Origin of the sequence: Undibacterium sp. Di26W, from assembly GCF_049340265.1 — a bacterium.
Taxonomy (GTDB): Bacteria; Pseudomonadota; Gammaproteobacteria; order Burkholderiales; family Burkholderiaceae_D; genus Undibacterium.
Genome location: NZ_JBMPOR010000003.1, coordinates 50,043 through 67,045, shown reverse-complemented (window position 1 = coordinate 67,045; position 17,003 = coordinate 50,043). Strand labels below are relative to the sequence as shown.

At 51.6% G+C, this 17,003-nt stretch carries 16 protein-coding genes; 7 read left to right on the top strand and 9 right to left on the bottom strand.

All coding sequences use genetic code 11. The features are described 5' to 3' along the window. Positions 1-74: 74 nt before the first annotated feature. Positions 75-878, bottom strand: a complete 804-nt coding sequence (locus ACO0LM_RS04685) for a beta/gamma crystallin-related protein (protein ID WP_423034778.1) — start codon at positions 876-878, stop codon at positions 75-77. A 566-nt stretch (positions 879-1,444) separates the two neighbouring features. On the opposite strand from ACO0LM_RS04685, the gene ACO0LM_RS04680 reads away from it, so the two are divergent. From ACO0LM_RS04680 to ACO0LM_RS04650, 7 genes are all read left to right on the top strand, one after another. Next, a complete protein-coding gene (locus ACO0LM_RS04680) occupies positions 1,445-1,732 on the top strand; it encodes a hypothetical protein (RefSeq protein ID WP_423034776.1) in 288 nt (95 codons plus the stop codon). Between the two features lie 186 nt (positions 1,733-1,918). After that, positions 1,919-2,188, top strand: coding sequence for a hypothetical protein (locus ACO0LM_RS04675; RefSeq protein WP_423034774.1), 270 nt, complete (start codon positions 1,919-1,921; stop codon positions 2,186-2,188). Further along, complete coding sequence (locus tag ACO0LM_RS04670; protein ID WP_423034772.1) at positions 2,154-2,477, top strand: DKNYY domain-containing protein; 324 nt, start codon at positions 2,154-2,156, stop codon at positions 2,475-2,477. The genes ACO0LM_RS04675 and ACO0LM_RS04670 overlap by 35 nt, the downstream gene beginning before the upstream one ends. A 185-nt stretch (positions 2,478-2,662) precedes the next feature. Further along, the gene (locus ACO0LM_RS04665; RefSeq protein WP_423034770.1) at positions 2,663-3,004 is read left to right on the top strand and encodes a four-helix bundle copper-binding protein; all 342 of its coding nucleotides are present in this window, start codon (positions 2,663-2,665) and stop codon (positions 3,002-3,004) included. Between the two features lie 145 nt (positions 3,005-3,149). Then, the gene (locus ACO0LM_RS04660; RefSeq protein WP_423034768.1) at positions 3,150-4,721 is read left to right on the top strand and encodes an oleate hydratase; all 1,572 of its coding nucleotides are present in this window, start codon (positions 3,150-3,152) and stop codon (positions 4,719-4,721) included. 57 nt (positions 4,722-4,778) lie between these two features. Beyond that, on the top strand, positions 4,779-5,813 hold the full coding sequence (locus ACO0LM_RS04655) for a zinc-dependent alcohol dehydrogenase (protein WP_423034766.1): 1,035 nt from the start codon (positions 4,779-4,781) through the stop codon (positions 5,811-5,813). Between the two features lie 200 nt (positions 5,814-6,013). Further along, entirely contained in the window at positions 6,014-7,396 is a 1,383-nt protein-coding gene (locus ACO0LM_RS04650) for an NAD-dependent succinate-semialdehyde dehydrogenase (RefSeq protein WP_423034764.1), read from the top strand. A 36-nt stretch (positions 7,397-7,432) separates the two neighbouring features. Here the strand turns inward: ACO0LM_RS04650 and ACO0LM_RS04645 are convergent, their stop codons facing one another. The 8 genes from ACO0LM_RS04645 to ACO0LM_RS04610 form a co-directional block, all read right to left on the bottom strand. Further along, entirely contained in the window at positions 7,433-8,062 is a 630-nt protein-coding gene (locus ACO0LM_RS04645) for a GNAT family N-acetyltransferase (RefSeq protein WP_423034762.1), read from the bottom strand. 32 nt (positions 8,063-8,094) lie between these two features. Further along, positions 8,095-8,871 (bottom strand): enoyl-CoA hydratase, encoded by a 777-nt coding sequence (locus ACO0LM_RS04640; RefSeq protein ID WP_422988194.1) that lies wholly within the window; start codon positions 8,869-8,871, stop codon positions 8,095-8,097. A gap of 17 nt (positions 8,872-8,888) precedes the next feature. Continuing rightward, positions 8,889-9,794, bottom strand: a complete 906-nt coding sequence (locus ACO0LM_RS04635) for an alpha/beta fold hydrolase (protein ID WP_423034760.1) — start codon at positions 9,792-9,794, stop codon at positions 8,889-8,891. Positions 9,795-9,894: 100 nt separating this feature from the next. Next, entirely contained in the window at positions 9,895-11,091 is a 1,197-nt protein-coding gene (locus tag ACO0LM_RS04630; protein WP_423034758.1) for an acetyl-CoA C-acyltransferase, read from the bottom strand. Positions 11,092-11,281: 190 nt separating this feature from the next. Further along, positions 11,282-13,669 (bottom strand): 3-hydroxyacyl-CoA dehydrogenase/enoyl-CoA hydratase family protein, encoded by a 2,388-nt coding sequence (locus tag ACO0LM_RS04625; RefSeq protein ID WP_423035244.1) that lies wholly within the window; start codon positions 13,667-13,669, stop codon positions 11,282-11,284. Between the two features lie 57 nt (positions 13,670-13,726). Then, the gene (locus tag ACO0LM_RS04620) at positions 13,727-15,517 is read right to left on the bottom strand and encodes an acyl-CoA dehydrogenase C-terminal domain-containing protein (protein WP_422988202.1); all 1,791 of its coding nucleotides are present in this window, start codon (positions 15,515-15,517) and stop codon (positions 13,727-13,729) included. A gap of 82 nt (positions 15,518-15,599) precedes the next feature. Further along, positions 15,600-16,202, bottom strand: a complete 603-nt coding sequence (locus tag ACO0LM_RS04615) for a TetR/AcrR family transcriptional regulator (protein WP_423035242.1) — start codon at positions 16,200-16,202, stop codon at positions 15,600-15,602. A gap of 253 nt (positions 16,203-16,455) precedes the next feature. Continuing rightward, the gene (locus ACO0LM_RS04610; protein ID WP_423034756.1) at positions 16,456-16,842 is read right to left on the bottom strand and encodes an RNA-binding S4 domain-containing protein; all 387 of its coding nucleotides are present in this window, start codon (positions 16,840-16,842) and stop codon (positions 16,456-16,458) included. Positions 16,843-17,003 lie beyond the last annotated feature (161 nt).

Sequence of the window (17,003 nt, the reverse complement as noted above, 5' to 3'; positions counted from 1 at the left end):
TATGCTATTGCGAGCATACGGCCTTGGTGTCATCCATCACCCGTGATGGGTGCAATAGTAATCAAACGCCAGGACTACAACCTCGGGTCACCATTGCGGTTGACAGCAATGGTTGAACCCGGAGGCGAACTCATTTGTACGCGGTGCTCTACACCACGGTAGTTATAAGTGACATCCCAATATTCCGGCTTGTTGTTGGCCGTGGTTTCACAGCGGCGCACATCACGCTGGTAATTGTTGCCGTCATTACGACCGACATTGGCACCCAGTGCACCGCCAGCTACTGCACCACCGGCTGTGGCCAGATCCCGGCCTGTACCACCACCAACCTGATGACCAAGAATGCCACCTATCAAAGCACCGGCAATGGCACCACCAACATTCGGATCACTACGTTCGGCCTGCACCTGCTGGCGTTCGATCCAGCAACGCTCACTTGGCGGACCAACCACGGCGCGTACCGACGTGACAGGTGCTTCGTACATGCTTTCATTCGGACGACGACGGTATTCATAGTTGGGGGCACTCATGGGTGCCGGCGCTTCATTTTCATAACGGCCATTGCCTCTCAGAGGCCGCACGGATGAGATACGATTATTCATGCCCATGCCTGACAGGGTATCGTAACTGCCTTGGCGCAACACCCTGCAACGACCGCCAAAATTGGCGTCATCACAGACTTCCCAGCGCCCGCTCGTCACAACCACCGAGGAGGCCAGGTCATTGAAACCGCTGTTGCGGAAATTAGACTGCTGTCCGTTGACATTAAAAGTCCGGCCACGAAAGCCCTCCCCTTCATAAAAAGTGATCTGAGCACTCGCATGTGCAGCCAGAAGCAGGCCCGATAAACCACATATCAACTTTATTTGCTGTTTCATTTGTTTCTCCAGGGTAGAAGTCAAGACAAGAATTAACACCTTACAGGTGCGTTCCGCCAGATTTGAAAGAGAGCCTTTTCGGCATGGAAAATTATCCAGACGCAAACGCCATGCACATCAGAATCTTCTGAAACTTCTTTATTGTCTGTTCGCTGGCGTACATTCCATAGTGTCACACGTGGACGAGATTTCCCCCTTCCCTTGCTGATCAACAAGAATCGAAGCCGGATACCAGTCAGGGTCAATGAATTTGTTGTCATTAATTCATGAATGCAATTCATAAACTATTCATTTTCTTCGTGAAATTCATGAAGGTCAATTCTCCCCGTCTAAGTTATAGCGCACCTAGTAGCCTGGCAAAGGTACAATTGATCAAGGCTCTTGGCGGCTAGTCGACCCATCAAATGACTGCACAACGGATTTTTGACTTGTATCTATGCACTACCCCAAGCGCTGTATCTATCATGCTAACTTCATCTGTCGCAAAAACTGAGCTGTTAAGCCATTACCCCAGTCTGCAAGGCGATAGCCAAGATTTCTCCATCCATTCCAAAAGAAAGCACACCATGATCAAACTGAAAAAACTGATGCAGGCACTGTTGATTACTTCCATCGTTGCCGCAGGCAGCGCCGGTGCCGCAGACACAACTGCCGCGACTGAAAAAGATCCTGTACGCTCGACCTTGCTCGAAAGCAAGGAGAAAAACAAGGGAGTCACCGTCCATACCAACGGCAATAATATCGCCATGGTCGTCACTGGGCTAGACGACAAGTATGTCATCGGACGCAACCAGCAAGCCAGCCGTATCATCATCCGGCTTGATCGCATTGATGGTATATCCGCAGCATTCTGACCCCTTGCTGTGCACAGCAATACCGCATTTGCACGCTTTGTATTCGAACAATATGACTGAAAGCAAAATGCATCAAGCATTCACTATCACCGGCCTGGCAAGATATGCCAGGTATCTGCAAAGCGTATTAAGTCAGGGCCAGGTCAATGTCAGGGAAAATTAAAATATCCTCCCTGGATTATTCTCATGGTCCTGCTTTCTTTCTTGTTCGGATGTGGCAATGAATCGTCTTATTATAAAAAGAACGGTAAATGGTATTACGACGGTGTCATCATTAACAGCCAAAGCGAACCAGCCAACTTCACACCGATAGACGAGTATTTTGCCAAGGATGCGCAAATTGCCTATTACCGGGGAACACCTATCTTCATAGGTAATAAAGGCAGCGACAGTACCAGTTTCCAGGTGCTGAGTAAATACTATGCCAAGGATAAGACCATGGTATTTTTTTTGTGATACTGAACGCGACAGTAAGAAATACTGGAGTATCAAGAGAACCGTCATCAAGAAAATAAAAGAAGCTGATCCAGCCAGTTTTCGCATGATGAGCGATGCTTATCTGGCCAGGGATAAAACCCACTTGTTCCGCCAGTACAAAATAGTGCCCGTTCAGGATATAGACAGCTTTGTCCTTTTGGGACATGCATTTTCCAGGGACAAGTTACGCGGCTATTTTACTTTTTTTGCGATGCACAATCGACGCACCGTATTAGTCATCCCGCAACCTCAGCACCTCAGCAACTAAGCCAAAAACCATCACACGGGATGGTACTGCAAGCAATGGAATAGCTGCGTCATGTACGTCAACGCACATTCCATATCTTAAAAACGACGTATATATGGGCTTCATGCTCATACGCACTATGCATAGTATTGAATGCTGCGCGGGCTTGATCCCCCCATCTGCCATGTCTATACAGGGAGCGCGTCATGAAACTACAGCCACTCAATGAAAAAATGGAGCAATGCCTTGCTATCTGCCTGGCATGTCATCGCATCTGCACCGCCACAGCCGCCCATGTCATGCATGGGGATAGCAATCACAGCGAAGTGCTGCATCTTGTCAGCCTGCTCGACTGCGCCCAGATTTGCCTGGTGCATGCCGATTTCATGGCGCGCCGTTCACCGCATCATTCTCATCTGGCCAGGGAATGTGCAGAAATCTGCAAGGCTTGCGCCACTCTTTGCGAAGCCCATGCAGACTCCGACGGCATGATGGACGATTGTGCAAAAACCTGTCGTGCCTGCGCGGAAAGCTGTACAGAGATGTGAATGACGGGTCTTGACACTGCCAGGTTCTGCCTTTTGAAAACCCGGCAGTTATTTGTCATAGCACAAACCATGCACTTCAAAAGCACGCCAAGCTTATATCAGGTCAATACATGGCTATACGCATACTCTTATCCACTAGGAAATCATGACTACCAATATAAAAGCATATCTGATCGGCGGTGGCATAGGTTCGCTGGCAGCAGCGGCATTTATGATACGCGACGGAAAAATAAAGGGCGACCAGATCTCCATCCTTGAGGCGGGCTCTCTCATCGGTGGCAGCCTGGATGGTGCGGGCGATCCCGAACAAGGGTATTCATTACGTGGTGGCCGCATGCTGACCACCGACAATTACGAATGCACCTGGGATTTGTTCAAATCCATACCCTCATTACACCATCCGGGTAAATCGGTATTTGAAGAAACGCAAGAATTCAATCAGCACTTCCAGTCCAATTCAAAAGCCCGGCTGGTCGACAAGCGTCGTGCCAGGGTGCCGGTAACATCCATGGGTTTCTCCATGCATGACCGCATGGAATTACTGAAATTGACCATGACAGAAGAAGTTGACATAGGTAACGGCAGGATTACTGACTGGCTTTCGCCTTCCATTTTTGATACTGAATTCTGGTTTATGTGGGCCACCACCTTTGCCTTTCAGCCATGGCACAGTGCGGTCGAGTTCAAACGTTATCTGCACCGCTTCATGATGGAATTTTCGCGTATAGAAACCCTGGCTGGCGTCAAACGCACTGTCTACAACCAGTATGATTCGCTGGTCTTGCCGCTGCAAACCTGGCTGAAACAGAATGGCGTCCATTTCATCACAAATTGTCAGATACAAAGATTGACGCATACCGTCAACGACTCTTCATTGACCGTGACCGGCCTGGATTGCCTGCGCGACGGTATTCAAGAAAGCATCGTAGTCAATGAAGGCGACCTGGTGTTCCTACAAAATGGATCCATGACCGATGCATCCAGTCTGGGGTCCATGAGCAGCGCGCCAGAAAAACGCAGCAAGCTTGATAGCAATGGATGGCGCCTGTGGGAACAACTTGCTGCCGAACGGCCAGGCATGGGTAACCCCACAGCATTCAACAGCTGTATTGCACAATCGAATTGGGAATCTTTTACCGTCACACTGAAAGACCCACGCTTCTTTAACCTGATGCAAGAGTTCAGTGGCAATGAAGCCGGCACCGGTGGATTGGTGACATTCAAGGATTCCAACTGGTTGATGTCCATCGTGCTGGCACATCAGCCACACTTCATCAACCAGCCAGAAGGCATTCAGGTGTTCTGGGGTTATGCCCTGTTTCCTGACCGCATAGGCGATTATGTCGCCAAACCCATGAGCGAATGCAATGGCGCTGAAATCTTGCAAGAACTGCTGGGGCATCTGCGTTTCGATACCGAAGTATTTGACAACGCCCATTGCATCCCATGCAGGATGCCTTACATCACCAGCATGTTTATGCCCCGTTCCGCAGGCGACCGTCCTTTGCCGGTGCCACCCGGCACCAGGAACTTCGCCTTCATCAGCCAGTTTGTCGAAATCCCCGATGATGTCGTCTTCACGGTGGAATATTCCGTCCGTGCAGCTCAGATGGCGGTCTACAAACTACTGGCTGTCGACCGTCAGGTTCCACCTGTTACCGCACATGACAAATCAATCGGTACGAAAATGGAAGCTTTCATCAAAGCATTCAAATAGACGCACGTACGTAAGTACGTAAGCCATATCGCCAAACACCTACTTTTGGAGAATCACATGACACGAACGATGCAAGCCGCCGTAGTTGAACAATTTGGACAAGCGCTGGTGCTGAAAGAGTTGGCTATTCCCGAACCAGGGCCGGGCCAGATCCTGGTCAAGACCGAAGTGTGTGGTGTATGCCATACCGATCTGCATGCCGCCGGCGGTGACTGGCCACTCAAGCCACCTTTACCTTTTATTCCCGGCCATGAAGGTATCGGTATCGTTGTCGCACTGGGAGCAGGCGTCACTGCCGTCAAAGAAGGCGACCGCGTCGGCGTGCCATGGCTGTATTCTGCCTGCGGACATTGTGAATACTGTCTGGCGGCGCACGAGCCGGTCTGCCCAGATGCACAGTTCGGCGGCTATACAAAAAATGGAGGCTTTGCCGAATACATTATTGCCGATCCCAATTATGTTGCCCATATTCCTGCAGGTCTGGCAGCGCGTGAAGCCGCGCCATTGATTTGTGCCGGTGTCACCTCGTACAAGGGCATCAAGGAAACCCAGGCCAAGCCGGGCAACTGGATCGTCATCTCCGGTATCGGGGGTCTGGGACATCTGGCTGTCCAGTATGCTAAAGCCATGGGCCTGCACGTCTGTGCGGTAGACATCGATGACAGCAAGCTTGCCCATGCCCAGCGTTTGGGTGCTGAGGCCATCGTCAACGCCAAAACTGCCGATGCCATAGAGATGGTCAGGAGCGTGACTGGCGGCGGTGCACATGGGGTACTGATTACGGCACCTTCACTCGCCGCATTCAAGCAAGGCGTGGGCATGACGCGCAAGTTTGGCACTTGTGTTCTGGTGGGCTTGCCACCTGGTGAATTTCCTACCCCGCTATTTGATGTCGTGGCGAATTGCATCACTATTCGTGGCTCTTTTGTCGGTAATCGCCTTGACATGGCAGAAGCCTTAGCCTTTGCAGTCGACGGCAAGGTCAAGGCCGATATTGAACTGCAACCGCTGTCTGCCATCAACAAGGTGTTTGAACGACTCAAACATGGTGAAGTACCTTCACGTGTGGTAATTAACTTCCTGCCAGACTGAGCTCAGGACCTGGCAGAGAAACGCCGGATCAATATATCCACGTGTACGCGTCACGTATACGCGCCACCTATGCGCGCCAGCGCACCGAAAGACAAGACATTGGGGACTAGCATCAAAGAACTCACCCGGTAAAAAAATGCATGCAGCACCATCGCTGCATGCACAATTTTTTGTCAATTATTCAGAAAATGGCCCCTATCATGTCCTATCAAAGCATCAATCCCTACACTGGTAAAACCCTTAAAACATTTGAACATTCCAGTACTACACAACTGCAACAATCGCTGGCAACTGCCGATTCTTGTTTCAGTGTGTGGAAGCACACCAGCTTCAAGGAACGCGCCGCCATCGTCGCCAGAGCTGCACAACTCTTGCATGCACAGTTCGACGACTTTGCCAGGCTGGCTACGCTGGAAATGGGCAAACTCATTAACGAAGCACGCGCCGAAGTCAAGTTCAGTGCCGCCATCCTGGCTTATTATGCAGAACATGCCGAAAGCTTCTTGAAACCTGTCAAACTCAATCCAAAATCAGGCCAGGCGCATATGGAATGCAGCCCACTTGGTGTGCTGTTTTGTGTTGAACCCTGGAACTTCCCTTTCTATCAACTCGCCAGGGTAGCCGGGCCGCAACTCATGGCAGGGAACGTGATAGTCGTGAAGCATGCTGCATGCGTGCCACAATGTGCTATCGCATTCGAAAAACTCTGGATTGATGCAGGTGCACCGCTTGGTGCTTATACCAACCTGCTGATCTCCTATGAACAATCAAACATCGTCATTGATGATCCACGCATCAAAGGCGTCGCTCTGACAGGTAGCGTCACTGCCGGTCGGGCTGTTGCTGCACGCGCCGGACAAAATCTCAAAAAATCCACGATGGAACTAGGTGGCAGCGACGCCTTCATTGTGCTCGACGATGCCGATATGGATAAAACCATCCCGTGGGCAGTATGGGGTCGCATGTACAACGGTGGCCAGACTTGTTGCGCTGCCAAACGATTCATCGTTCTTGAATCCATCGCCGATGAATTCATCACCAAATTCCAGCAAGCATTGTCAGGCCTGACCCCGGGTGATCCGATGGATGAAAGTACCACGCATGGCCCCTTATCAAGCGAAGCAGCCTTGCTTCAACTGATTAAACAGGTCGAAGTCGCTGTCGAACATGGTGCCAGGGTTCTGATGGGTGGCAAACGACTGGATCGCCCTGGTTCATTTATGGAAGTGACGATTCTCACTGATATCAAACCGGATAATCCGGCCTTCCGCGATGAATTTTTTGGTCCTGTGGTTTCATTCTATCGTGTCAAGGACGAGGCCGCCGCCATAGCGCTTGCCAACGATTCTGATTTTGGTCTGGGTGGTTCTGTCTTTACCAAAGATCCGGCCCGTGGACAAGCTATCGCCAGCCAGGTCGATACCGGCATGATGTTCATCAATAATCTTGACTGGGCTGACGCAGATCTGCCATTCGGTGGCATCAAAAATTCTGGCTACGGACGAGAATTGGGCGACATGGGCATACAAGAATTCGTCAACAAAAAACTGGTCCGCACAACGGATGGCACTGCGCCAGGCTGATATCTGTTTCTATGCGGCGCAGTGTTTCCGTTGAAATTAGCACGGAATATGCGCCGTCGTATATGGCGAGCGTATGCGCCATCCCAGCGATGAATATAAACGCTGCCCCGCAGCAGTAGCGACCAGTATCTGGGTCGAGGCACTGGATCGTCTTGTCGAATGCAATGCCCGCATCAGACAGGCACCCAGGCCACGTCGCCGGTGTTCAGCCTGGGTAGCAATTCTGTCGTAGATGAAAAAGCCGTCATACTCTGCTGCATCACCACTGGCGGCGAGTTCCCCTGTATCGGTCAGGATGCGTGCCGTGGTGGCAGTGGCACTGGAAGTCAGTTGCACGGTATAGCCAGGTGCGAGTGAAATATCGTCGACACAAAAGTCTTCGCCTGTCATCACATAACGCAGGTCCTGCAATTGCCAGCGCGGTGGTAACAGGGCCTGCAGTTCTTGCTCGCTGCCGCATAATTTCAGGAATATTTTTGGTGTAACAATCTCGTCTGCAAGTTGACGCAAACCATCTTCAACGCCCGCAAATACATAACGCTGCAATTCGTCAGGAAGTTGCGTATCAACCCGCCAGCCGCCATGATCTGCAACCGGCGCCGGCAAGCCGCGTGCGAAAGAACGCGCACGTAGCCAGCCGGTGATCAGTTCGGATTCAACAGACATCGGTTTGCAATCACTGTCCTTAGGAAAAAATCTTAGTTGAACTGACTAAAATCCGGTTTGCGCTTCTGAAAGAACGCCATGAAAGCTTCCTTCGCTTCCGGGCCACTGAGCATGGCGGCGAAGTGTTTGTTTTCTTCAAGCATCTTGGCGCTGATGGCGGCGGGCTGGTTGCCTTTCATCAGGCGTTTGGTGACACGTATGGATGCTGCCGGCAAGGCGGCCAGTTTGGCGGCTTGTTGCTGGGCGTAAGGCAGCAATTCTTCGAGTGGCAAGACCTTATTGACGAAACCCATCTCAAAAGCTTCCTGGGCGCTAAAAGCTTCGCCCAGCATGAGTTTTTCAGCGGCACGCTGATAGCCTACGATTTGCTGGAACACCATGCTGGAGGCAAATTCAGGGCACAAGCCCAATTGCGTGAAGGGCATGGAAAGTTTGGCATTGTCGGCCAGGTAAATCATGTCACAATGCATGAGCAATGTCGTACCTATGCCGACTGCTGCACCAGACACAGCAGCAATGACAGGCTTGCCAAGTTCATTCAAGGCCTGCATGAACTGGTACACCGGTGGCAAATTGTCTGGCGAGGCGATGCTGCCAGAATTTTTCATGAAATCTTCGAGATCATTACCTGCTGTAAAAATCTCGGGCTTGCCGGTGATCAGTATGGCGCGCACGGCCACATCTGTTTCTGCATCACGCAGGGCATCGGCCATGGCCTGGTACATGGCCTGGGTAATGGCGTTTTTCTTTTCCGGACGATTGAAGCTGATCGTCAAAATACCGTTTTCTTTGTGGGTCAGGATATCCATGGTCTAGTCTCTTATCTTCAGGTCGATTGTTTTATGGGAGCAGATGGTGCAGTTGGTGCAGTTGGTGCTGTATTCAGCCATTGTAAGGCTTGCTGCCATAGGGTATGACGGAATTGCGGGCGGAAAAAACCGAAATGCCCGATACGTTTTGCATTCACTTCTGTAGGGTGGATATAACGCCGTTCCACTGCCGCGTTGCTGTAATAATCATGCATGCTGTCTATGCTGCGACGGCTCATCATTTCGTCATCGGTAAAGCTCATGCACAGGATGGGTTTGTGGATTTTATGATGGCCGGTCTGCATGGGGCTGCCATCTTTCTCGACAAAATAGGTCGGGCTGCGGCACCAGCGCGACCATTGATAAATCACGCCCTTGGGCAAATCACCCACCTTGCGCATTTTTTTTCCAGGGAAATAACCCCACAGACGCGTGTACAGCGGCACCAGGAAATACCACATCAGCCAGACAAAACGCTTCAACTGCGGTGAATTATCACGCCAGTAACCGCTGCCACAACCTATGGTCAGCATGCCGTCTATCAGGTGATTGTCTGGCACCAGGCCCGGCAATTGGCCGCCCAGGGAATGACCAACGATCAGCAGCGGCACATCCGGCAGCCATTCCTTGGCGGTTTTCAGTGCAGCGTTATAGTCTTTTTCTGCCCAGTCATTGATATTCGCCTTGAAACCACGCAGCGATTCACGATACTGATCCGGAACAGATTCACCCATGCCGCGATAATCGAAACTCAATACGGCGATGCCGTGTTCGGCCAAAAATTCAGCGAAGGGTTCATAGAAATTCTGCTTCACACCCATGGCCGCCGGCATGACTACCACCGATTGTATGCTGACTGCAGGTGTGAATTTTTTTGCTGTCAGCGTAGTGCCGTCAGCAGTCACAATTTGTATCGTCTCCATCACAACTCCTTCGGTGCGGATGCGCAAACATCTCGTAAAAAAACCGCGCAGAAAAAAAGTAATCTGCGCGGTTTGATTTTTTCCTGTGTTGGCTTACAGCTTACATGCGTTCAAAAATACCGGCTGCACCCATGCCTGTACCTACACACATGGTGACCATGCCGTATTTCAGGTTGTTACGATGCAGGGCATGAATTGTCGTTGCTGAACGTATCGCACCCGTCGCGCCCAGTGGGTGTCCCAGCGCAATCGCGCCCCCCATAGGGTTGACCTTGGCTGGGTCCAGGCCCAGGTCTTGTACTACGGCCAGTGATTGTGCAGCGAACGCTTCGTTAAGTTCAAACCAGTCGATCTGGTCTTGCGTGATGCCAGCAGCACGGCATGCCGCCGGGATGGCTTCTTTAGGACCGATACCCATGATTTCTGGTGGTACGCCACGTACTGCAAAAGAAGCAAAACGTGCCAGCGGTGTCAGGTTGAATTGCTTGAGGATTTTTTCACTGACGATGATCAGGGCACCAGCACCATCCGACGTTTGCGAGCTGTTACCAGCTGTCACGCTGCCTTTGGCGGCGAACACCGGTTTCAACTTGGCCAGGCCTTCGATAGAGGTATCGGGACGTGCGCCTTCATCGCGGCTGACGGTGCGGGTTTTCAATTCGATTTCGCCGGTAGCCAAGTTGGGTACACGGTCGATGATGTCAACCGAGGTTGTCTCGGCATCGAAGTAACCGGCGTTTTGGGCAGCGATAGCACGTTGATGCGATTGCAGGGCAAACGCATCTTGTGCTTCGCGTGACACTTTCCATTGCTGGGCCACTTTTTCTGCAGTCAAACCCATGCCGTAAGCCATGCCAACGTTTTCATCTTTCAGGATAGCCATGTTCATGGATGGGCTATTACCCATCATAGGCACCATGGACATGGATTCGACACCACCAGCGATCATCACGTCAGCCTGGCCGACGCGGATGCGGTCTGCCGCCATGGCAACGGCAGTAATGCCGGATGCGCAATAGCGGTTGATGGTGACGCCACCGATAGTATTCGGCAAACCCGCCAACAATACCCCCATGCGTGCCAGGTTCAGGCCTTGGGGGCCTTCCGGGAATGAGCAACCAATGATGGCATCTTCAGCCAGTTTAGGATCAAGATTAGGCACCTGGGCAAAAGCAGATTGCAGTACGCGCACCAGCAAGTCATCAGGGCGGGTGTTACGGAACATGCCACGACCAGATTTGCCGATCGGGGTACGGGTAGCAGAGACGATGTAGGCGTCTTGGAGTTGTTTAGTCATTTTTGATTACCTCAATTCGTTAAGGTCAGCTAAAACTTATTCTCAACAAAGACCCCTCACCACAGAGGCACCGAGACACAGAGGAAAGGCGGAGAAAATCGAGTTGCCAGGCTGTTCTCTGTGTCAACTCTGTGTCTCGGAGTCTCTGTGCTTCGATGGTGAGAGGTCTTGGATCTTAAGTTTTTCCTTTTTAATTACGGACTGGCTTGCCAGTTTGCATCATGCCCATAATGCGCTCTTGTGTTTTTGGATGATTCAGCAATTCCATAAACGCCTTGCGCTCCATGTCCAGCAGCCATTGCTCGCTGACCAGGCTACCGTTATCGATGTCACCACCGCTCACCACTTCAGCAATCATTTTGCCCAGTTTGAAATCATGGGCAGAGATGAAACCGCCATCACGCATATTGATCAGTTGTGCAGCAATGGTGGCAATGCCGTGACGGCCCGTGACAGGTACCAGTTTGCGCATCGGTGCGCGGTAACCGGCATCAAACATGGCACGCGCTTCGACCTTGGCGACGTGCAGCAATTCATAAGGGTTGAAGACGATGACGTCATCAGCAGACAAGTAACCCATCTTCTGTGCTTCCAGCGCTGATTTGGATACAGCGGCGGTGGCGGCATTGGTGAAGTAGTTTTTCAGGAATTGCAGCAAATCCGTGCCTTTGGCATCTGCCGCTGCACGTACTGCCGCTTCTTTCAAGCCACCACCACCAGGTACCAGGCCCACGCCCACTTCAACCAGGCCGATGTAAGACTCAATGGAAGCGACACGTTTGGCTGTGTGCATCATCAATTCGCAACCACCACCGAGTGCCAGGCCGGATACGGCAGCAACCACAGGGATGTTGGCGTATTTCAAGGCCTGATGGGCATTTTGCAGGCGAGAGATCGCAGGTTCAATCGCTTTCACACCACCGGACATGAACAAAGGCAGCATCGCTTGTAAATCAGCACCGGCAGAGAATGCACCGCCGTCAGCAGCATCAGCACTCCAAATGACCAGCCCCTTGAAGTTTTTCTCGGCTTCAGCGATGGCTTTTTCCATGCCTTCGATCACGCCTGGGCCAATCACATGCATCTTGGTTTTCAGCGACAAGACCAGTACGTCGTCATTCTGATGCCAGATACGGACAGATTCATCTTCAAAGAAAGTCGTGCCGGCGGTTGCGCCCGTTGCCACGCCTGTACCCAGTACCGGCGCACGGAAGGCTTGACGGTCGTACACAGCCAGGTTGGAGCGCGGCACGTAAGTGCTGCTTGCAGGTGACCAGGAACCTTCAGCGGCGTGCACACCCGTGCGTCCGTCAAATACCCAGGCTGGCAGCGCTGCATTGCACAGTGCCTTGCCGGCCTCGATATCGTCCTTGACCCAGCCAGCCACTTCCTGCCAGCCAGATGCCTGCCATGTCTCGAACGGGCCTACATTCCAGCCAAAGCCCCAGCGCATGGCGAAGTCAATATCGCGTGCATTGTCGGCAATCGTTGCGCCATGCACAGCGATGTAGTGGAAGGCATCGCGGAAAATCGCCCACAGGAACTGTGCCTGTACATTGGTCGATTCACGCAGGGTCTTCATTTTCTTGACCGGGTCTTTTTCTTTCAGCATGCGGGCGACGACTTCGTCCGCCTTGGCACCGCCAGTCACATATTGTGCTGTGGCGAAGTCCAGGCGCTGGATGTCTTTGCCGACTTTCTTGTAAAAGCCTGCGCCGGATTTTTGACCCAGAGCACCTGCAGCGACCAGTTTGGCCAGCACTTCAGGGGTTTTGTAGACAGCGAAGAAAGGATCATCGCCTAGATTGTCTTGCATGGTCTTGATAACATGGCCCATGGTATCCAGGCCGACCACGTCAGCGGTACGGAAAGTACCGGAAGAAGCACGACCCAGTTTTTTGCCTGTCAGGTCATCGACGACGTCAACTGTCAGGCCAAATTTTTCTGCTTCATAGATCGTTGCCAGCATGCCGAAAATACCGACGCGATTGGCGATGAAGTTAGGTGTATCCTTGGCGCGGACCACGCCTTTACCCAGGGAAGTCGTCAGGAAGCCTTCGAGCTGGTCGATGATTTCTGGACGGGTAGCAACGGTAGGGATCAATTCCACCAGATGCATATAACGTGGTGGGTTGAAGAAATGCACGCCACAGAAACGGGCTTTCAGTTCTGCATCAAAGCCATCAGACAAGGCGGTGATGGACAGGCCGGAGGTATTGGAAGCGAAAATCGCATTTGGCGCAATGTGCGGGGAAACCTTCTTGTACAGGTCATGCTTCCAGTCCATGCGTTCTGCAATGGCTTCGATGATCAGGTCGCAACCGGCCAGCACGTCGAGATTGTCTTCGTAGTTGGCCACTTCTATCAGGGCGGCGTCATCCTTGTTGCCGAGCGGTGCAGGATTGAGTTTTTTCAAATTCTCGATAGCGCGCAGGACGATGCCGTTTTTTGGACCTTCCTTGGCTGGCAAATCAAACAGGACTACAGGTATCTTTGCATTGATACAGTGAGCAGCAATTTGCGCACCCATCACGCCAGCGCCCAGAACGGCGACTTTTTTAACGATGAAATTGGTCATTTTTAACCTCAGGTAGGACGCGCCACCCTGCGTGGGCAGGGTGGCGCGCATGTTTGATTAGAACAAGTCAGCTTCGAGTGCCAGCAAATTGGCAGAACCAGAACGTGCCTGGCGGATCAGCATCGCTGTTTCCGGATACAAACGGGCAAAATAGAAACGGGCAGTTGCCAGTTTGGAGATATAGAATTTGTCGCCAGAATCCTGCTTTTCAAGAGCGATCTTGGCCATTTGTGCAAAGAAATAACTGTAGACCAGGTGACCAACGACACGCAGATAAGGGACGGCAGCAGCGCCGACTTCATCTGGATTCTGGAAAGCCTTCATACCGATTTCCATGGTCAGCTTGGTGACTTTGTCACCCAGCTCAGCCAATGGTGTGATGAATTCTGCCAGTGCTTCGTTAGTGCCATTGGCTTCCACAAATGCCTGAACCTTGGCACCAAATTTACGCAGTTTGGCACCGTTGTCCATCAAGATTTTACGGCCCAGCAAATCGAGGGACTGAATGGTATTCGTGCCTTCATAAATCATGTTGATACGGGCATCGCGTACATATTGTTCCATGCCCCATTCAGCGATGAAACCATGGCCACCATACACTTGCAGACATTCAGACGTTGCAGTCCATGCATTGTCAGTGATGAAGGCTTTGATGACTGGTGTCAGCAAGGCGACTTCGTCAGCACAATCCTTGCGTACCTGTTCGTCAGGGTGGTTGAATTCTTTATCCAGTTGCAGGGCAACGTAGGAACAGAATGCACGTGCACCTTCGGCATACGCTTTTGCCGTGAACAGCATGCGGCGCACGTCAGCATGAACGATGATAGGGTCAGCTGGTTTGTCTGGTGCTTTAGGGCCAGACAGGCTGCGCATCTGGATACGGTCTTTGGCGTACACCAGTGCATTTTGATACGCAACTTCTGTCAAACCCAGGCCTTGCATGCCGACGCCCAGACGTGCGGCGTTCATGAACACAAACATCGCATTCAAACCCTTGTTCGGGCCACCGATCAGCCAGCCGGTTGCGCCGTCCAGGTTCATCTGGCAAGTGGAATTGCCGTGGATACCCATTTTTTCTTCAATCGCGCCACAGAAAATAGGGTTGCGTTCACCAATGCTGCCATCTGCATTCGACAAGAATTTAGGCACGATGAACAGGGAAATACCTTTGGAACCTTCTGGTGCACCCGGCAAGCGTGCCAGCACCAGATGGATGATATTTTCTGCCATATCATGTTCACCGGCAGAGATGAAAATCTTTGCGCCGGTGATTTTGTAGCTGCCGTCAGTCTGTGGTTCTGCTTTGGAACGCAGCATACCCAGGTCAGTACCGCAATGTGGCTCGGTCAGGCACATGGTGCCAGTCCAGTCGCCGGAAATCAGCTTAGGCAGGTACAGGGATTTTTGTTCTGGCGTGCCGTGTTCATGGATACATTCATACGCACCATGCGACAAGCCAGGGTACATGGACCAGGCCTGGTTCGATGAATTCAACATTTCATAGAAAGAATTGTTGACCACCAGTGGCAAGCCCTGGCCGCCGAATTCCGGGTCGCAAGACAATGCCGGCCAGCCCGCTTCCACATATTGCTTGTAGGCTTCTTTAAAACCTTTTGGTGTGGTGACAGTGTGGTTAGTCTTGTCGTGATGGCAGCCTTCGCGGTCACCGGAGTGATTCAAGGGGAACAGCACAGCGGAAGTGAATTTGCCGCCTTCTTCCAGAATCTGGTTGATGATGTCGCCATCGACATCAGCATGCTTGGGCAGCTGTTTCAATTCTTCTTCTACATTCAACAGCTCATGCAACACGAACTGCATATCACGCAATGGAGCGATATATTGACCCATGATTTTCTCCTGACGGCAAAGTTATAACGGTAAATGTGGATACAAATTTTTTTGCGGCGGTGCGTGTCAAAGCCTATCAACATCAAGCGGTAACATGCGCCGGCGCGTAATACTCGATCATTCGTTCAAATCCGGTTTCGGCACGGCCTACACTACCTGGCTTGCGCAAGAAACGCGCATCATGGTGCAAAGCCAGGATGAGGCCGTACATCTCATACACAATCTGTTCAGGATCAACATCGTTGCGCAAATGGCCCAGTTGTATCGCCTGCGCAGCTGCCCGCTGCAAGGCACCCTGCCACGCATGCACCATCCCCACCAGTTCATCCCTGATCGGCCCGGCCCGGTCATCGTATTCGGCAGCACCGCTGATATAAATACAGCCGGAAGCAATTTCTACCGTGACACGCTTGACCCACAAGGCAAACATGGACTGCAAACGCGGCAAGCCACGTTCTTCTTTCATGCTGGGATAAAACACTTCCTGTTCGAAATGGTGGTGATACAGCTTCAGCACTTCGATCTGCAAGTCTTCACGCGAGCCGAAATGGGCGAACACGCCAGACTTGCTCATGTTCATCTTGTCGGCCAGCAAACCGATGGTCAGGCCTTCTATGCCGTCACGACTGGCGGCGTCCAGGGCTACATCCAGAATGGCAGCACGGGTCAACTCCCCCTTGCGCATGAATTTTGATGTCATATTCATATTACATTGATTGTGTTGAAAAGATTCATGCTTACATAGACCAATATTAAAAAGTGATGCAAACAAATGAATTTATCGAACGCTCGTACTATTATGCACGGCGCATGAAATGTCAAACCAGATTCCGTCTTTAGAGGAGAGTATCTATTATGTTTTGTCTCCTTTGACCTTGCTTATACCTTATCTGCCTGTCTTACCTACCCGTATTGCCTGCCGTTTTTTAAGACCAGATTCAAGATTCTGAACCACGGGTCTGGTCGAGTTGCCGTCTGTCACGCTTGGTGGGCCTGACTGTCATTGTCGCAGTTGGTTCGCGGAAATACTTTCTGTCTTCTGCCACTTTGGCACGTTTTGCGGCACTTTCAGCGGTCTCTTCATACATGGTCTGGGCAACAGTCGCCGACCCGCGTATTTCCAGTATGCGCAATACCCGGACCTGCCACACTTGTTCAGCCTGCTGTACCTCGATCAGGTCGCCCACTTTGACATTGTGGGCTGGCTTGACGCGCTGCTCGTTTTGCATCACGCGGCCCAGCTCGACTGCATTGGTCGCCAAGCTGCGGGTTTTAAAGAATCTGGCTGCCCATAGCCATTTATCGATACGGGTGGTGTCGCTCATGAAAGATGTCGCTTTTCCTGAAAATGAGAGTATGCAAAAGCCAAGCATAACGCTAAAAAACACGTTCATACTATTTTGATGCAATGTATGGCAGCTGTCAGGCAAATACAAGCCATTTTTGCCCACACTTTGTGCATACAACAAAGCCCGTCAACAAGTTG